This is a genomic window from Dactylosporangium sp. CA-092794 (assembly GCF_050948465.1).
In the GTDB taxonomy this organism is placed as follows: domain Bacteria; phylum Actinomycetota; class Actinomycetes; order Mycobacteriales; family Micromonosporaceae; genus Dactylosporangium.
Window position 1 is genome coordinate 5,258,393 of sequence record NZ_CP192044.1, and the last position, 17,073, is coordinate 5,275,465.

At 76.6% G+C, this 17,073-nt stretch carries 7 protein-coding genes and 2 pseudogenes; 5 read left to right on the forward strand and 4 right to left on the reverse strand.

Annotated features, from left to right (window positions below; genetic code table 11):
* Nucleotides 1-15: 15 nt before the first annotated feature.
* The 4 genes and pseudogenes from ACQPXD_RS22650 to ACQPXD_RS22665 form a co-directional block, all read left to right on the forward strand.
* Nucleotides 16-5,502 (forward strand): annotated as a pseudogene (locus ACQPXD_RS22650) (type I polyketide synthase); the annotation flags it as partial.
* A 57-nt stretch (nt 5,503-5,559) separates the two neighbouring features.
* Nucleotides 5,560-8,718 (forward strand): annotated as a pseudogene (locus ACQPXD_RS22655) (type I polyketide synthase); the annotation flags it as partial.
* A gap of 20 nt (nt 8,719-8,738) precedes the next feature.
* Nucleotides 8,739-9,527 (forward strand): arylamine N-acetyltransferase family protein, encoded by a 789-nt coding sequence (locus tag ACQPXD_RS22660; RefSeq protein WP_432841625.1) that lies wholly within the window; start codon nt 8,739-8,741, stop codon nt 9,525-9,527.
* A complete protein-coding gene (locus tag ACQPXD_RS22665; RefSeq protein ID WP_432841627.1) occupies nt 9,524-11,104 on the forward strand; it encodes a bifunctional 3-(3-hydroxy-phenyl)propionate/3-hydroxycinnamic acid hydroxylase in 1,581 nt (526 codons plus the stop codon). Before ACQPXD_RS22660 ends, ACQPXD_RS22665 begins: the two co-directional genes overlap by 4 nt.
* Nucleotides 11,105-11,173: 69 nt before the next feature.
* Here ACQPXD_RS22665 and ACQPXD_RS22670 read toward each other — a convergent pair whose 3' ends face one another.
* On the reverse strand, nt 11,174-12,670 hold the full coding sequence (locus ACQPXD_RS22670) for an MFS transporter (RefSeq protein WP_432841629.1): 1,497 nt from the start codon (nt 12,668-12,670) through the stop codon (nt 11,174-11,176).
* Nucleotides 12,671-12,783: 113 nt separating this feature from the next.
* Here ACQPXD_RS22670 and ACQPXD_RS22675 point away from each other — a divergent pair, with 113 nt between their 5' ends.
* Nucleotides 12,784-13,209, forward strand: a complete 426-nt coding sequence (locus ACQPXD_RS22675; protein WP_432841631.1) for a winged helix-turn-helix transcriptional regulator — start codon at nt 12,784-12,786, stop codon at nt 13,207-13,209.
* An 8-nt stretch (nt 13,210-13,217) separates the two neighbouring features.
* Here ACQPXD_RS22675 and ACQPXD_RS22680 read toward each other — a convergent pair whose 3' ends face one another.
* The 3 genes from ACQPXD_RS22680 to ACQPXD_RS22690 all read right to left on the reverse strand — a co-directional run bounded on the left by ACQPXD_RS22680 (nt 13,218) and on the right by ACQPXD_RS22690 (nt 17,001).
* Complete coding sequence (locus ACQPXD_RS22680) at nt 13,218-14,816, reverse strand: NAD(P)/FAD-dependent oxidoreductase (protein WP_432841633.1); 1,599 nt, start codon at nt 14,814-14,816, stop codon at nt 13,218-13,220.
* A 123-nt stretch (nt 14,817-14,939) separates the two neighbouring features.
* Complete coding sequence (locus tag ACQPXD_RS22685) at nt 14,940-15,764, reverse strand: shikimate dehydrogenase family protein (RefSeq protein WP_432841635.1); 825 nt, start codon at nt 15,762-15,764, stop codon at nt 14,940-14,942.
* Nucleotides 15,757-17,001 carry a 3-deoxy-7-phosphoheptulonate synthase gene (locus tag ACQPXD_RS22690; RefSeq protein ID WP_432841637.1) on the reverse strand — a complete coding sequence of 415 codons (1,245 nt, stop codon included), beginning with the start codon at nt 16,999-17,001 and terminating at the stop codon, nt 15,757-15,759. Before ACQPXD_RS22690 ends, ACQPXD_RS22685 begins: the two co-directional genes overlap by 8 nt.
* Nucleotides 17,002-17,073: the final 72 nt, after the last annotated feature.

The following is a 17,073-nucleotide window of genomic DNA, read 5'->3' on the forward strand; positions in this document are numbered from 1 at the left end:
CGGTGAGGAGTGGCAATGTCCGACGAAGCGAAGTTGCGCGAGTACCTCAAGCGGGCCGTCGGCGAGCTGCGCGAGACCACGTCGCGGCTGCGCGAGGTGGAGGCCGCGCAGCGCGAGCCGATCGCCATCGTCGGGATGGCGTGCCGCCTGCCCGGCGGCGTGGCGACCCCCGCGCAGCTGTGGGACCTCGTCGCCGGCGGCGTCGACGCCACCTCGGCGTTCCCGGCCGACCGCGGCTGGGACACCGAGGCGCTGTACGACCCCGACCCGGACCGGGCCGGACACACCTACGTGACCCGGGGCGGGTTCCTGCACGACGCCGCCGAGTTCGACCATGAGTTCTTCGGCATCGCGCCGCGGGAGGCGCTGGCGATGAACCCGCAGCAGCGGCTGCTGCTGGAGACGGCGTGGGAGGCGTTCGAGCACGGCGGGATCGACCCGTCCCCGCTGCGCGGCCGGCCGGTCGGGGTGTTCGCCGGCGTCATGTACCACGACTACGCGCCCCATCTGCAGCCGGTGCCGGACGGCGTCGAGGGGTACCTCGGCATCGGCAACTCCGGCAGCGCGACCACCGGGCGCGTCGCGTACACCCTGGGCTTCGAGGGCCCGGCCGTCACGGTCGAGACGGCCTGCTCCTCGTCGCTGGTCGCGCTGCACCTGGCGGCCCGCTCGCTGCGGGCCGGCGAGTGCGAGCTGGCCCTCGCCGGCGGCGCGACGGTGATGGCGCTGCCCTCGGCGTTCGTGGAGTTCTCCCGGCAGCGCGGGCTGTCGCCCGACGGGGTGTGCCGGGCGTTCGGCGCCGGCGCCGACGGGACGGTGTGGTCCGAGGGCGCCGCGCTGCTGCTGCTGGAGCGGCTCGGCGACGCGATCGCCAACGGGCACCGCGTCCTGGCCGTGGTGCGGGGCTCGGCGGTCAACCAGGACGGCGCCTCCAACGGGCTCACCGCCCCGAACGGCCCCTCGCAGCAGCGGGTGATCCGGGCCGCGCTCGCCAGTGCCGGCCTGGCGCCGTCCGACGTGTCCATGGTGGAGGGTCACGGCACCGCGACCGTCCTCGGCGACCCGATCGAGGCCCAGGCGCTGATTTCGGTGTACGGCCGCGGCCGGTCCGGCCCGCCGCTGTGGCTCGGCTCGCTCAAGTCCAACATCGGGCACGCCCAGGCCGCCGCCGGCGTGGCCGGAGTGATCAAGATCGTCGAGGCGCTGCGGCACGAGGAGATGCCGCGCACCCTGCACGCCGACCCCGGCTCCGAGCACGTCGACTGGACCGCCGGGGTGCGGCTGCTCACCGAGGCCCGGCCCTGGCCGGCCGGGACCGGCACGCCGCGGCGGGCCGGCGTGAGCTCCTTCGGCGTCAGCGGCACGAACGCCCACGTGATCATCGAGGAGGCCCCCGCCGTCGCGACGCCATCCGCCGCGCCGGCCCCCGCCGCGCCGGCCCCCGCCGCGCCGGCCGAACCGCTGCCGTCGGCCGTGCCGGTGCCGCTGGTGGTGTCGGCCCGCTCCGCGGCGGGGCTGCGCGGCCAGGCGCGGCGCCTGGCGGCGTGGCTCGACGCCGGCGTGGAGGACCTGCGCGACGTCGCCTATTCACTGGCCACCACCCGGGCCCGGCTGCCGCACCGGGCGGTGGTCCTGGCGGCCGACCGGCCCGCCGCCGTCTCGGCGTTGCGCGGCCTCGCGGCGGAGGAGGACGAGCGGCCGGCGGCCGGTGGCTCCGTGGCGCTGCTGTTCACCGGGCAGGGCGCGCAGCGGGCGGGCATGGGCGCCGGGCTGTACCGCGCGTTCCCCGTGTTCGCGGCCGCGTTCGACGAGATCGCCGCGCTGGTCGACGCCGAGGCGCGGGGCGCGGTCTCGCTGCGCGACGTCGTGTTCGGCGCCGTCGGCGCCGAGGCGATCGACCGCACCGAGTGGACCCAGCCCGCGCTGTTCGCCGTCGAGGTGGCGCTGTACCGGCTGGTGGAGTCGTGGGGGCTGCGCCCCGGCCTGGTCGCCGGTCACTCGATCGGCGAGATCGCCGCCGCGCACGTCGCCGGGGCGATCGGGCTGCCCGGCGCCGTGCGGCTGGTCACCGCCCGGGGCCGGCTGATGCAGGCGCTGCCGGCCGGCGGCGCGATGGTCGCCGTCGAGGCGCCGGAGGCCGCGGTGCTCCCGCTGCTGGCCGGCCGCGCGGAGCGGGTGTCGATCGGGGCGGTCAACGCCGCGTCGGCGGTCGTGCTGTCCGGGGTGCAGGAGGACGTCCTCGCGGTGGCGGCGGAGCTGACCGCCCAGGGCGTGCGGACCCGCCGGCTGAGCGTGTCGCACGCGTTCCACTCGCCGCTGATGGAGCCGATGCTGGAGCGGTACCGCCGCGTCGCCGCGACCGTCGAGTTCCGCGAGCCGGCGGTGCCGATCGTGTCGACGTGCACGGGCGCGCCGCTGTCCGGCGCCGAGCTCGCCGACCCCGGCTACTGGGTGCGCCAGGCCCGGCACGCGGTGCGCTTCGCCGACGCCGTGCGCGCGCTGCACGAGGCGGGCGCCCGCACCTTCCTCGAGCTCGGGCCCGGCGGCGTGCTCACCGGCCTGGCCCGGCAGAGCGTCCCGGACGACGGCACCGCCTGCCTCGCGACGTTACGGCCCGACCGGGACGAGCCGCAGGCCGTGCTGACCGCCGTCGCGCAGGCGCACGCCCGCGGTCACGAGGTGACGTTCGCGCCGCTGCTGGCCGGCGGGCGGCCGGTGGAGCTGCCGCTGTACGCGTTCCAGCGCCGGCGGTTCTGGCTGCGCGCCGAGGGCCGGGCCGGCGCGGCGCCGGCCGCGGGGCTGGAGGCCACCGGGCATCCGCTGCTGCCCGCGCTGCTGCGGCGGGCCGACTCCGGCGGGCTGGTCCTCACCGGCCGGCTGTCCCGGTCCGCGCAGCCCTGGCTGGCCGACCACGTGGTCGCCGGGGCGCTCGTCGTGCCCGGGGCGGCCCTGGTCGGCCTGGCGCTGCGCGCGGCCGAGGAGGTCGGCGGGCACGTCGAGGAGTTCGTCGTCGAGACGCCGGTCGTCGTGCCCGGCACCGGCGGCCTGCGCCTGCAGCTGGTCGTCGACGAGCCGGACGACACCGGCCGGCGCGCCTGCACCCTGCACACCAGCCCCGACCACGAGGACGCGGCCTGGACCGCCGCGGCGTCGGGCGTGCTGAGCGCGCCGGCCGCCGACGCCCCGGAGCCGGTCGCCGCCCCGCACCCGTGGCCGCCCGCCGGGGCGGTGCCGGTGCCGCTGGACGACTTCTACCCGGCGCGGGAGGCCGACGGGCTGCGCTACGGTCCGCTGTTCCAGGCGCTGCGGCGGGTGTGGACGCACGGCGACGAGGTCCTGGCGGAGGTCGAACTGCCGCCGGCGGCGAGCGCGGAGGCCGCCGACTTCCCGCTGCACCCGGCCCTGCTCGACGCCGCGGTGCAGGCGTGCGTGTTCAGCCCCGCCACCGCCGTCCTCGCGGGCCGGCTGGCGCTGCCCTTCGCCTGGCGCGGCGTGCGCCTGCACGCGCCCGGCGGTTCCGCGCTGCGGGTGCGGCTGCGCCCCGGGCCGGGCCCCGCCGACGTGGCGCTGCACCTGGCCGACGCGGCGGGCGAGCCGGTCGCCACGGTGGCCGGCCTGCTCCTGCGTCCGGTCGGCGGCGCACTGCGCGCGGCCGGCCGCGGCGCCCTGTACCGCGTGGACTGGCCGGCACTCACGCTGCCACCCGCTGCGGGGCCGCCCGACTGGGCCGTCGACGGCGGCGTGCTCCCCGGCCTCGATGCCGCACCCGGCGCCGAGCCCCGGCACGTCGTCGTGCTCGCCGCCGGCGGGGAGGCGCCGTTGCCGGCCGCCGCGCACGCCGCGGCCGCCCACGTCCTGGGCCGGCTGCGGCACTGGCTGCTGGACGCGCCGGCCCGCCCGCAGCGGATCGTCGTGCTGACCCGGCGGGCGGTCGCGGTCGCCGGCGAGGACGTCGACCCGGCGGCGGCCGCGGTCTGGGGCGTGGCCCGGGCGGCCCAGCTGGAGCACCCGGGGCGCGTCGTGCTCCTCGACATCGACGACACCCCCGTGTCGGCGGCGCTGCTCGACGCGGCGGCGGCGGGCGACGAGCCGCAGCTGGCCGTGCGCGGCGGCGAGGCGCACGCGCCGCGGCTGGCCCGGGTGGCCACCGCGGCGGCGGAGCCGGGCCCCGCCCGGTTCGGCGGCGGCACGGTCCTCGTGACCGGCGGCACCGGCGCCCTGGGCGCGCTGGTCGCCCGGCACCTCGTGACCGAGCACGGGGTACGCCGGCTGCTGCTGGTCTCCCGCCGCGGCGCCGGCGCACCCGGCGCGGCGGACCTGCGGGCCGACCTGTCCGCGCTGGGCGCCCGGGCCGACCTCGTGGCCGCCGACGTGGCCGACCGCTCCGCCCTGGCCGACCTGCTGGCCGCGGTGCCGCAGGACGCGCCGCTGTCCGCCGTCGTCCACACGGCCGGCGTGCTCGACGACGCGGTGCTGGCCGGGCTCGACCCGGATCGGCTCGCCGCCGTGCTGCGGCCGAAGGCGGACGCGGCCTGGCACCTGCACGAGCTGACCGCCGGGGCGGACCTGGCCGCGTTCGTGCTGTTCTCCTCGATCGCCGGCACGCTCGGCAGCGCCGGGCAGGCCAACTACGCCGCGGCCAACGCCTTCCTCGACGCCCTGGCCGCGCACCGGCGGGCCGCGGGCCGGCCCGCGACCTCGCTCGCCTGGGGGCTGTGGGACCAGGCCGCGGGCATGGCCGGCGGCCTGGCCCGCTCCGACGCGGCCCGGGCGCGCCGCAGCGGCCTGGTGGCGCTCGAGCCGGCGGAGGCGCTCGCACTGTTCGACGCCGCGCTGTCCGGCGCCGACGCGGTGACCGTGCCGGCCGCCTTCGACCTCGCCGCGCTGCGCCGCTCGCCCGCCGGGCCGGTGCCGCCCCTGCTGCGCGGCCTCGTCCCGGCCGGCCGCGGCGGCGGGCCGGGCCGCAGCCTGGCGCAGCGGCTGGCCGGGCTGGGTGGTGCGGAGCGGGAGCGGGTGGTGGTGGAGCTGGTGCGGGGGGAGACGGCGGTGGTGCTGGGTGCCGGTGGGGCGGGGGCGGTCGGTGCCGGGCAGGCGTTTCAGGAGCTGGGGGTGGATTCGCTGGCGGCGGTGGAGCTGCGCAACCGGTTGTCGGCGGTGGCGGGGGTGGTGTTGCCGGCGACGCTGGTGTTCGATCACCCGACCCCGGCCGCGGTGGCCCGGCTGCTGCTGCACGAGGTCGCCGCCGCCGCGGGCGGGACGGACGCGGCCGCGCAAGAGGGCGAGCTGCGCCGGGTCCTGGCCGAGGTGCCGCTGGAGCGGCTGCGCGCGCTCGGCGTGCTCGACCCGCTGCTGACGCTGCTGCCTCGGCGCGTGCCGGCCCCGGCGGGCCCGGCACCGCAGGCGGCACCCGCGCCGGCGGCCGTGGCCGACCGGTCGGAGCAGATCGCCGAGATGGACGTGGATGAGCTGGTCGCCCGGGCGCTGGGCGGCCGCGGGGCGTGACCCCCGCCGTACCGAGGAGGTCGCATGTCACCATCGCAGGACACCGTCGTCGAGGCGCTGCGCGCGGCGTTGCTCGACAACGAACGGCTTCGGCTGGACAACGCCCGGCTCACGGCCGCCCGGGACGAGCCCGTGGCGATCGTCGGCATGGCCTGCCGGGCGCCCGGCGGGGTGTCGACCCCGGACGGGCTGTGGCGGCTGGTCGCGGACGGGACGGACGCGGTCTCGCCGTTCCCGGCCGATCGCGGCTGGGACGTCGAGGGGCTCTACGATCCCGACCCGCAGCGGCCGGGCCGGACGTACGTCACCCACGGCGGCTTCCTGCACGAGGCCGCCGACTTCGACGCCGGCTTCTTCGGCATCGCGCCCCGGGAGGCGCTGGCCACCGATCCGCAGCAGCGGCTGCTGCTGGAGGTCACCTGGGAAGCGCTGGAGCAGGCCGGCATCGACCCGCAGACGCTGCACGGGCAGCGGGTGGGCGTCTACACCGGCGCCATGTACCACGACTACGCCTCCCGGCTGCGGCGCGTCCCGCCCGAGCTGGAGGGCTTCCTCGGCGTCGGCAACTCCGGCAGCGTCATCTCCGGCCGGATCGCCTACACCTTCGGCCTGGTCGGGCCCGCCGTGACCCTCGACACCGCGTGCTCCTCGTCGCTGGTCGCGCTGCACCTGGCCGGCGGCGCGCTGCGCGGGCAGGAGTGCGACCTGGCGCTGGTCGGCGGGGTCACGGTCATGGCCACGCCGGCGCCGTTCGTCGAGTTCTCCCGGCAGCAGGGGCTCGCCCGCGACGGGGTGTGCCGCGCGTACGGTGCGGGCGCCGACGGCACGGTCTGGTCGGAGGGCGCGGGCGTGCTCGTCGTCGAGCGGCTGTCCGACGCCCTCGCCAACGGCCACCGCGTGCTGGCCGTGGTGCGCGGCTCGGCGGTCAACCAGGACGGCGCCTCCAACGGGCTCACCGCCCCGAACGGCCCGGCGCAGCAGCGGGTCATCCGGGCCGCGCTGGCCGCGGCCGGGCTGACCCCGGGGGACGTCCAGGCGATCGAGGGCCACGGCACCGGCACCGCCCTCGGCGACCCGATCGAGGCGCAGGCGCTCGCCGCGGTGTACGGTGCGGCCCACTCGGCGGAGCACCCGGTCTGGCTCGGCTCGCTCAAGTCCAACATCGGGCACGCCCAGGCCGCGGCCGGGGTGCTGGGGATCGTCAAGACGGTGGAGGCGCTGCGGCGCGGGACGCTGCCGCCCACGCTGCACGCGGACCCGCCGACGCCGCACGTCGACTGGACCGGCGGCCTGCGGCTGCTCACCGAGGCCCGGGACTGGCCGGCCGGCGACCGGCCGCGACGGGCCGCGGTCAGCTCCTTCGGCATCAGCGGCACCAACGCGCACGTGATCCTGGAGCAGGCGCCGCCGCCCGGCCCCGACCCGGCCGGCGCGCCCGGCGCAGCGGAGCCCGGCCCGGTGCCGCTGGTGCTCTCCGCCGCCTCGGTCGCGGCGCTGCGGGCCCGGGCGGCCGGGCTCGCGGAGCTGCTCGACGGGGACTCCGCGCCGGCGCTGCGGGACGTGGCCTGGTCGTCGGCGGGCCGGGCCGCGCTGAGCCACCGCGCGGTCGTGCTGGCCACCGACCGGCCGGGAGCCGCCGCGCGGCTGCGCGACCTGGCCCGGGGCGAGCCGGACCCCGACGTGCTCACCGGACCGGCCGGGCAGGGCGCGCTGGCCGTGCTGTTCACCGGGCAGGGCGCGCAGTACGCCGGGATGGGTGCCGGGCTCTCGGCCGCCTACCCGGTCTTCGCCGACGCGTTCGACCGGGTCGCCGCGGAGCTCGACCCGCTCCTCGAGCGGCCGCTGGCGGAGGTCGTGTTCGCGCTGCCCGGCTCGGAGGGCTCGGCGCTGCTGGACCGGACCGGGTTCACCCAGCCGGCGCTGTTCGCCGTCGAGGTGGCCCTGTACCGCCTGCTGGAGTCCTGGGGCATTGTCCCCGACCTGGTGGCCGGGCACTCGGTCGGCGAGTTCGCCGCGGCCCACGTCGCCGGCGCGCTCACCCTGGCCGACGCGGCCCGGCTGGTCGCTGCCCGCGGCGCGCTGATGCAGTCCCTGCCGCCGGGCGGCGCGATGCTCGCGATCGCCGTGGGCGAGCAGGAGGCCGCGGCGCTGCTGGCCGGGCGGGAGGACCGGCTGGCCGTCGCCGCGGTGAACGGTCCGTCCTCGGTCGTGCTCTCCGGCCCGGAGGCCGAGCTGCGGGCGGTGTCCGACGGGCTCAACGAGCGCGGCGTGCGCACCCGGCGGCTGGCGACGTCGCACGCGTTCCACTCGCCGCTCATGGATCCGATCCTGGACCTGTTCCACGCGGTGGCGGCCTCGGTCACCGTGCGCCCGCCCACGCTGCCGCTGGTCTCCACGCTCACCGGCCGGCCCGTGGCGCAGGACGAACTGGCCGACCCCGCCTACTGGGTGCGGCAGGTCCGCGAGCCGGTGCGCTTCGCCGATGCCGTCGCGGCGGCGCACGAGGCGGGCGCCCGCACGTTCCTGGAGGTCGGCCCGGGCGGGGTGCTGACCGCGCTGGCCGCGGGGGCGCTGCCGGACACCGGCGTCGCGCTCGTGGCCGCGCTGCGCCGCGACCGCGGCGACGCGCGCGGCGTGCTCGAGGCCGCCGGGCGGCTGTTCGCCGGCGGCCGCACCGTCGACTGGCCGGCCGTCGTGCCCCGCGGCGAGCGGGTCGACCTGCCGTTGTACCCGTTCCAGCGTCGGCGGTACTGGCTCGACGCTCCGTACCCGAATCGAGGCGACAGCGACATGGTCGACGACACCGAGCGCATCGAGACCGAGCGCATCGAGACCGAACGCATCGACGCCGAACGCATCGACGGCGAGCCGGTCGAGGACGCGCCGCAGGACGGCGCCGACCGGCCCGCCGGCGACGGCGGCGCGGGGCTGCGCGCGCGGCTCGCCGGGCTCGACGCCGCCGAACAGGAGGCGGTCCTGCTCGACCTGGTCCGCTCCGCCGCGGCCGAGATCCTCGGCCACGACGACGCGGCCGCGGTGGAGGCCGAGGCCGGCTTCTTCGACGTCGGGTTCACCTCACTGACCGCGGTCGAGCTGCGCGACCGGCTCGCCGCGGACACCGGGCTGGAGCTGCCGGCGATGCTCCTGTTCGACCACCCCTCGCCGGCGCTGCTCGTCGAGCACCTGCGCACCCTGCTCGACAAGGCCTCCACCTGAAACCCACCGGAAGGAGCACGATGTTCGACGTCGACGTGTACCTCGACCGGCTCGGCCACACCGGGCCGCGCCGGCCGTCCCCCGACCTGCTGCGCGAGCTGCACAAGCGGCACATGATGACCATCCCCTTCGACAACGCCCTCAACGCCGCCCGCGGCCTGGACATCTGGGAGGGGGTGGACATCGACCTCGACGCCGTCTTCGACCAGGTCGTCGCCGGCGGCCGGGGCGGGGTGTGCCACGAGATCAGCGGGCTGTTCCGCGAGCTGCTGCGCCGGCTGGGGTTCGACGTGGTGATCATGTCGGCGGGCGTGCGGATGGCCAACGGCGCGTTCGGGCCGCAGCGCGAACACATGTTCCACGTGGTCGGGCTGGACGGCGCGCGGTGGATCGTGGACGTCGGCTTCGCCGGGCCGTCCTTCATCGAGCCCATCCGGTTCGAGCCGGGGGAGCAGCAGCAGTACGGCAGCTGGTTCCGGCTCGAACCGGACGGCGGCGCGTGGGTGCTGCACCGCCGCCCGCGCGACGGCGCCTGGCAGCCCACGTACCGCTTCCTCGACCTCGAGCGGGACCTGTCGGAGTGGCCGGGCGATCCGGACCTGCGGGCGTACGCCCGCGAGCTCACCATCGCCGAGACGCTGATCCGCGGCCGGGCGCACGACAACGGCCAGCAGACCCTGATCGGGCGGCGGTACACCCGCGTCGACGACGGCGTGGAGCAGGTCCGGGTCCTGGTGAAGACCGACGAGTTCGCCGCCGTCACGGCCGGCATCCTGCGCCCGGACCGGCTGATCGGAACCGCCGGATGAGCGAGGCGGACGTCCTCGTCGTCGGCTACGGCCCGGTGGGGCAGGTCCTGTCGATCCTGCTGGCGCAGCGCGGGTGGCGGGTGACGGTCGTCGAGCGGTGGCCGCGACCCTATCCGATGCCGCGGGCGGTCGCCTTCGACAGCGAGGCGGGCCGGATCCTCGCCGAGGCGGGCGTCGGCGCGCATCTCGCCGAGTTCGGCGAGCCGTCCGGCGAGTACAGCTGGCAGAACGGCGCCGGCGACGTGCTGCTGCACATCGACGCGTCGCCGCTGGGCCGGTGCGTGTGGCCGGACTCCACGTCGATGTACCAGCCGGGGCTGGAGGCGGCCCTGTCGCGGCGGGCCGAGCTGCTGCCGAACCTGCGCGTGCGGCGGGGCTGCGAGGTGGTGGGCCTGCACGAGGAGGCGGACGCGGTGCGGGTCGACATCCGCGCCGGCGACGGGGAGCTCACCCGGGTGAGCGCCCGCTGGGTGGTGGGGTGCGACGGCGCGAACAGCACCGTGCGCCGGTACCTGCCGGAGGGCAGCGTCGACTTCGGCTTCGCCCACGACTGGCTGATCTGCGACACGGTGGTCCGCGACGGGCGGCCGTTCCGCCCGAACAACCTGCAGGTGTGCGACCCGGCCCGGCCGCGCACCGCGGTCTCGGCCGGTCCCGGGCACCGTCGCTGGGAGTTCATGCTGCTCGACGGGGAGGACCCGGAGGAGTTCGACACCGAGGGCCACGCGTGGCGGCTCTTGGAGCTGTTCGGCATCACCCCGGACAACGCCGTCCTGAAGCGCCATGCGGTCTACCGCTTCCAGGCGCGGCTGGCGCGGCACTGGCGGGCCGGCCGGCTGCTCATCGCGGGCGACGCCGCGCACCTGATGCCGCCGTTCGCCGGTCAGGGGATGTGCTCGGGGTTCCGGGACGCGGCCAACCTGGCGTGGAAGCTCGACACGGTGCTGGGCGGGCGGGCCGGCGCGCCGCTGCTGGACACGTACGCCGCCGAGCGCTCGGCCCACGTGCGACACGCGATCACCATGTCGGTCAACCTCGGCAAGGTGATCTGCCTGACCGACCCGCGGGCCGCCGCCGACCGGGACGTGTCGATGCTGACCGCCCGGGAGCGGGGACTGTCCGCGGGGCAGCCGCGGGCCGCCGTCCAGGCGCTCACCGCGGGCCTGCTGCGCCGGACCGGCGGCAACCGGATCCCGCCCGCGGGGCAGCTCTCGCCGCAGGGCCGGGTGGCCCGCGGCACGCGGACCGGCCTGTTCGACGATCTGGTGGGGTACGGCTTCGTGCTGCTGTGCCGGGAGGAGCCGCGGCAGCTGCTGGACGAGCCGGCCGCGGCGGTGCTGGACCACCTCGGCGCCCACGTGGTGCACCTGGTGCCGCCCGGTGCCGCGCCGGCCGATCCGGACGCCGTGGTCGACCTCGACGGCGTCTATCTGCCCTACCTCGCCGAGACGAGGTCGGTGGCGGTGCTGGTGCGGCCCGACTTCTACGTGTTCGGCGGGGCGCGCGAGGCGACCGGCGTGGCCGCGCTGGTGCGGGACCTGGCCGATCAGCTGGCCCTGGCGCGGACGGCGGCCTGAACCGCGAACGGTGCGGCCCGGGCGGTGGAGTCACCGCCCGGGCCGCACCGGTTGTTCGTCGCGCCGGACCTACTGGACGGCGGCGGCCTCGCCCAACGTCTCGGTGGGCGGCACGTCCTGCGACTCGGCGGCCTCGCCGGCCGCCGGCGCGGCGCCCGGGATGAGGAACGCCAGGAACGCCGCCACCACGACGGCGATGCCGCCGAAGAGCGATGACGTCTTCAGGCCGTCGAGCACCTCCGAGACCGGGTTGACCGCCCCGTCGCTCAGGTCGAGGCCGATGTTCGCCACGGCGATGAGCGCCGCCATGCCCATCGCGCCGCCGAGCTGGGCCGCGGTCTGGGCGAGCCCGGAGGCCACGCCCTGCTCGGTCGGCGCCACGCCGGAGCCGGCCGTCATGAACATCGCCGGGTACAGCATGCCCGCGAACAGGCCCCACAGCAGCACCGCGGGCAGCAGCACCCAGTAGGACCGGTCGGTGGTCATGGTCGCGGCCAGCACGATCATCGACGCGCCGACGCCGAGCATGCCGATGAACAGCACGGCCCGGGCGCCCAGCTTGCCCAGCAGGAACGGCAGCAGCCGGTTGGAGCCGATCATCGCGAACGCGCTCATCGGCAGGAACGCCAGGCCGGCCTGCAGCGGGTTGTACCCCAGCACGTCCTGGATGTCGATGAAGAACAGGTAGTGCAGCGTGTTGATCGCGCCCTGGAACACGAAGATGATGGCCATCGCGATGACCAGGGAGCGCACCGTGAACAGCCGCGCCGGGGCCAGCGGATCCCGGCTGAGCCGCTCGATGACGAAGAACAGCGCGAGCAGGACCGCGCCGGCGACCAGCGTGCCGATCACCACCGGCGAGTCCCAGTGATACGTGGGGCCGCCGATGAGGCCGAACACCAGCAGCGTGATGGCCGCGGTGGCGACCAGCGCGCCGGGGATGTCGAAGCGGCCGGCGCCCTGCTCCCGCCGTGTGTCGGCGGCGAGCAGCGTGAGCGCGCCGACCACGGCCACCACGCACAGCGGGATGTTGGCGAAGAACACCCACCGCCAGCCGAGGTAGTTGGTGAGCAGGCCGCCCAGCATGGCGCCGACGATCGCGCCGGACGCACCCGCGGTGCCCCACCACGCGAAGGCCTTGTTGCGCTGCGGACCCTCGGTGAAGTTGGTGGCGATGAGCGACAGCGTGGCCGGGAAGAGCAGGGCTCCGCCGATGCCCTGCACGACCCGGGCGCCGACCAGCGTCCCGGCGCCGGTGGCGACGCCGCCGACCAGCGAGGCCACGGAGTAGAGCAGCAGCGCCACGACGAGCAGCCGCCGCGCGCCCAGCCGGTCCGCCGCGCGGCCGCCCAGCAGCAGCAGGCCGCCCAGGCCGACCGAGTAGGCGCTGACGACCCACTGCAGCGACTGGGCGGAGAACCCGACCTCCTTGCCGATCTCCGGCAGGGCGACGTAGACGATGTTGTAGTCGATCGAGAAGATCAGCATGCAGAACGCGAGGAGCGCCATCTTCGGCGCGGCGGTACCGCCCTGCCGACCCACGGTCGCGGTCGCGACCTCTCCCATCTCTCTTCCTCTCTCGGTGTCATTGCTGGCTGTATTGCGCGGCCCATGGGGAACGACTTGTTACCCCCTCCATCGTCTGTAACCATGGTGGTCGGGCGGAAGGAGGCACTTTGATGTCCCGGAGTAACACCGGTGTCACTGTGGAACGGGAGCCGGCCGCACCGATCGGCGAGCCGGCGGCGCCGTGCCCGGTCCGCGAGGTCCTGGAGCGGGTGAGCGGGAAGTGGAGCATCCAGATCGTCATCGCGGCGGCCCCCGGGCCGATCCGCTTCACCGAGCTGGAGCGCGCCATCGAGGGCATCAGCCGGCGCATGCTCACCCTGACGCTGCGCAGCCTTGAGCGCGACGGCCTCATCGAGCGCACCGTCTATCCGACCGTGCCGCCGAAGGTGGTGTACACCCTCACCGACCCGGCGCGGGAGCTCTACGAGTCGTTCCTGCAGCTGATGGAGTGGGCGGAGCGCAACCGTGCCCAGATCACCCAGGCGCGCCGCCGCTACGACACCGAAGCCACGCGCGAGCCGCTCCCGGTGTCCTGACCGGCCCCTCAGCGGGGCTCGACCAGCAGCAGCAGCGGGTCCTGCGGGTCGGCGGTGACCCCGTAGCCGGCCGCGGTGATCGGCTCGACGTAGTCCGCGGCCCGGTTGTCCAGGCTGGCGGCCAGGATCGGGGCGCCGCCCTCGACCGCGAAGCCGGCCTGCTCGTCGGTGAGCTCCGGCAGGCCGGCGGTGCGCAGGGCGTGCCGGATCCGCTCCGCGTGCCGGTCGTGCTCGGTCCACAGCGGGCGGCCGAAGGCACCGTGCCCGAACGCGGGCTCGGCGTCCGGCTCGGCGTGGCGGGCCTGGCGCGCGACCTCCGCGACGAGGTCCGGCAGCCACAGCGACGTCGGCGGGGCGAGCAGGTGCTGCACGCGCAGCACCGCGGCGCGCACCGTCCCGGACACCTGCGCGGCCAGCTGCACCTGGGTGGAGTACCGGGAGAACAGCGCGGCGGCGGGCGGTGCGGTCCCGGTGGTCTGCGCGTAGTCGAAGTCGCCGCTCAGCGCGGCCAGCCAGGGGATCAGCGCGATGCCGGCCGCGTCGCGGTAGAACTGCCGCGCCCGGTCGGCGTCGAAGGGACCGTCCAGGTCGACGATGCGGCCCAGCGCCAGCGCCGACTGCGCCGCGACCGTCATGCCCTGGCCGTAGAGCGGGTTGAAGCTGCACACCGCGTCCCCGACGGTGACGTAGCCGCCGGGCACCGCCTCGAGTTCCTCGAAGCGCCGCCGCCGGTTGGACGGGAAGGAGTAGCCCACCGGCTCGCTCAGCGGCTCGGCCTTGCGGGTCAGCTCGGCGATGACAGGATCCGGCAGGCTCTCGGCGTGCAGGGCGAAGCCGGTCTCGTCCGCGGCGGGGTACTCGCCGTGCCAGCCGCCGACGGAGACGAGCCACCGGTCGTCCTCGACGGCCAGCGCGGCGCCGATGCGCTTGCCCGCGGGCGGGGTCGGCTGCACGAACGCGGCCGGCACCCCGAGGTCGCCGGGCGTGCGCCGGTACAGCCGGCTCACGTAGCCGACGTACACCTTGACCTCCTCCAGCGCCGGGACCGCCCAGCCCAGGTCGGCCAGCCACCGGTCGGAGCGGCTGCCCCGCCCGGAGGCGTCCACGACCAGGTCGGCGTCGAGGGTCCGGCCGTCGTCCAGCCGCACCCCGCCGATCCGGTCGCCGGAGCCGGTGAGCGCCGACACCGCGGTCGCGGCGAGGAACCGCACCTGCGGCCGGCGCCGCAGCTGCTGCCGCATGGTGTACTCCAGCAGCGGCCGGGTCAGCGAGACGAACGGCAGCCCGGTGGTCACCGGCGCCCACGCCGCGCCGAGGCGGTAGAGATGCAGATCCCGGCCCGAGTCGAAGTCGAGCGCGCCGGCGGAGCGCAGCTCCTCGAGCAGGCCGGGGAAGATCTGTTCGAGCGCCTGCTGCCCGGCGGCCAGCAGGATGTGCGAGTGCTGACCCTGCGGCACCCCCTTGCGGGGCCGGGCCGAGTCCGGCAGCTCGTCGCGGTCGAGGACGATCACCTCCGGGAAGCGATCGGCCAGCACGCGAGCCGCGGCGAGCCCGGCGATGCCGGCGCCGATGACGATCGCGGTGTGCCGCGTGGCCGGCGTGCTCATGCGGTCCCCAGGCCGGGACACGGCCGTGGAAGACGGTTCATGATGACGTCCTTTCCACTCTGCGGTGTGAACGCCATCGACCGTAGGCCGCGCCGTCCGTGGCCCGGGACCCCACAGGATCCCCTAATGTTCGGGATGTTCGGGGAGGTCAAGGCCGAAGAAGCGGCGATATGCGTCGATCTGGAAGTCGAGCATGTGATGGCCGTGGTGCACTGTGAGGTCGCGCGCCCGGGCCGCGCGCAGCAGCGCGGTGGTGTGCGGCTGCATGATGATGTCGGCCACCACCGCGTGGCCGGGCAGGCCGGCCGGGTCGAACGGCAGCGGGTCGGCCGGCCGCAGCCCGAGCGGGGTGGCGTTGACGGCGAGGTCCACGCCGTCGAGCACGGGCAGCGCCGTCGCGGTGACGCGGCCGGGCCAGTGCCGGGCCAGCCGCCGCCGCACCGCGTCGCGGCGGTCCGGGTCCGGCTCGCACAGGCGCAGGGCCGCCACCCCGGCGTCGAGCAGGGCGGGCGCGATCGAGCTGCCGGCTCCGCCCGCGCCGGCCAGCAGCACCGTCCGCCCGCGCGGGTCCACGCCCGCGTGGCGCAGCCCGGCGACGAAGCCGGCGCCGTCGAAGTTGTCGCCGTACCAGCCGCCGCCGGCCTCCCGCCGCAGGGCGTTGACGCTGCCGGCGGCGGCCGCGGCCGGGCTGACCCGGTCGGCCAGCGCTCGCGCGGCGAACTTGTGCGGCACGGTGACCAGCAGGCCGTCCAGGTTGCCGATGCGGCGCAGGCCGGCGAGCACGGTCTCGAAGTCGGCCGGGCCGACCTGCACCGGGACCAGGACACCGTCGTGGCCCAGGCGGGCGAACAGCGCGTTGACCAGCGCGGGCGCGCGCACCTGGAGCACCGGATCGCCGAGCACCGCGAACAGCCGGGTCCGCCCGCTGATGGCCGGCGGCTCAGCCACGGATCAGCTCCGCGAGCCGCGCGGCCAGGACGGCCGCCTGCGCGCGGTTGAGCCGCGGGTCGCAGGCGGTCTCGTAGCGCCCGGGCAGGTCGGCCTCGGTGAGCGGTTGCGGGCCGCCCAGGCACTCGGTCACGTCGTCACCGGTGAACTCCAGGTGGATGCCGCCGGGGTGGGTGCCCATGCGGCGGTGCACCGCGAAGAAGCCGTGCACCTCCTCCACGATGTGCTCGAACCGGCGGGTCTTGTAGCCGGACGCGGACTCGTGGGTGTTGCCGTGCATCGGGTCGTTCTGCCAGATCACCTGGTGCCCGGTGGCGGTCACCGCGGCGATGATCGGCGGCAGCAGCTCGCGGATGCGCCGGTGGCCCATGCGGGCGATGAGCGTGAGTCGGCCCGGCCGGCGCTGCGGGTCCAGCCGCCGCACGTACTGCACCGCCTGCTCCGGCGTGGTGCCCGGGCCGAGCTTCAGCCCGATCGGGTTGGCGATCAGCTCGGCGAGCGCGACGTGCGCGCCGTCCAGCTGCCGGGTCCGCTCGCCGACCCACAGCATGTGGCCGGACGCGGCGAACAGGCGCGGCCGCTCGGCCGCGCCGTCCACCCGGAGCAGGGCCTGCTCGTAGTCGAGCAGCAGCGCCTCGTGGCTGGCGTACACCGGCGGGCCGGCACGCAGCGCCCGGACCAGGTTCAGCGCGCTCGCCGCGTGGGCGTAGGCGGCGAGCAGGCGCTGGGGCCGAGGCGTGCGGGCGGCCGGATCCGGGTCGAAGCCGTTGACGATGTCGCCGCGGTATGCGGGCAGGCCCAGGGCGTCCACGTCGGACGAGCGGGGCTTGGCGAACTGACCGGCCAGCCGGCCGACGAGCACGATCGGCAGGCCGGTGGGCCCGCCGACGGTGGCGGCCATGGCCCGGATCGTGGCGAGGTTGCCGCGCAGGTGCGCCTCGGTGTTGTCGGCGAAGGTCTCGGCGCAGTCGCCGCCCTGCAGCAGGAATGCCTCACCGCGGGCGACCGCGGCCAGCTCCTCGGTGAGCCGGTCGACCTCCTCGGCGGTGACCAGGGGAGGGCGCGCGGCCAGCTCCAGGCGGGCGGCGCGCACCTCCTCCTCGTCGGGCCACGGCGGCTGCTGCCGGGCCGGCCGGGCGAGGGCCGCCCGGACCTCGGCGCGCAGTGCCGGGAAGCCGGTGAACTGGACCGGATCCCGGTTCGTGGCGGTGGTTGGGGCTGCGGTTGGTGCCGTCACGGCGGTCCTTCCGTCGCAGAGCCGTGGGCCGACGCGGGCGCGTCAGCGTGATGATGGGGTCATCGCCGGCCG

What these genes read in the sequence shown, in the direction of transcription:
- ACQPXD_RS22675 (WP_432841631.1), top strand. Translation starts at nt 12,784, where the DNA reads ATGTCCCGGAGTAACACCGGTGTCACTGTGGAACGGGAGCCGGCCGCA.
- ACQPXD_RS22680 (WP_432841633.1), bottom strand. Translation starts at nt 14,816, where the DNA reads ATGAGCACGCCGGCCACGCGGCACACCGCGATCGTCATCGGCGCCGGC.
- ACQPXD_RS22670 (WP_432841629.1), bottom strand. Translation starts at nt 12,670, where the DNA reads ATGGGAGAGGTCGCGACCGCGACCGTGGGTCGGCAGGGCGGTACCGCC.
- ACQPXD_RS22665 (WP_432841627.1), top strand. Translation starts at nt 9,524, where the DNA reads ATGAGCGAGGCGGACGTCCTCGTCGTCGGCTACGGCCCGGTGGGGCAG.
- ACQPXD_RS22660 (WP_432841625.1), top strand. Translation starts at nt 8,739, where the DNA reads ATGTTCGACGTCGACGTGTACCTCGACCGGCTCGGCCACACCGGGCCG.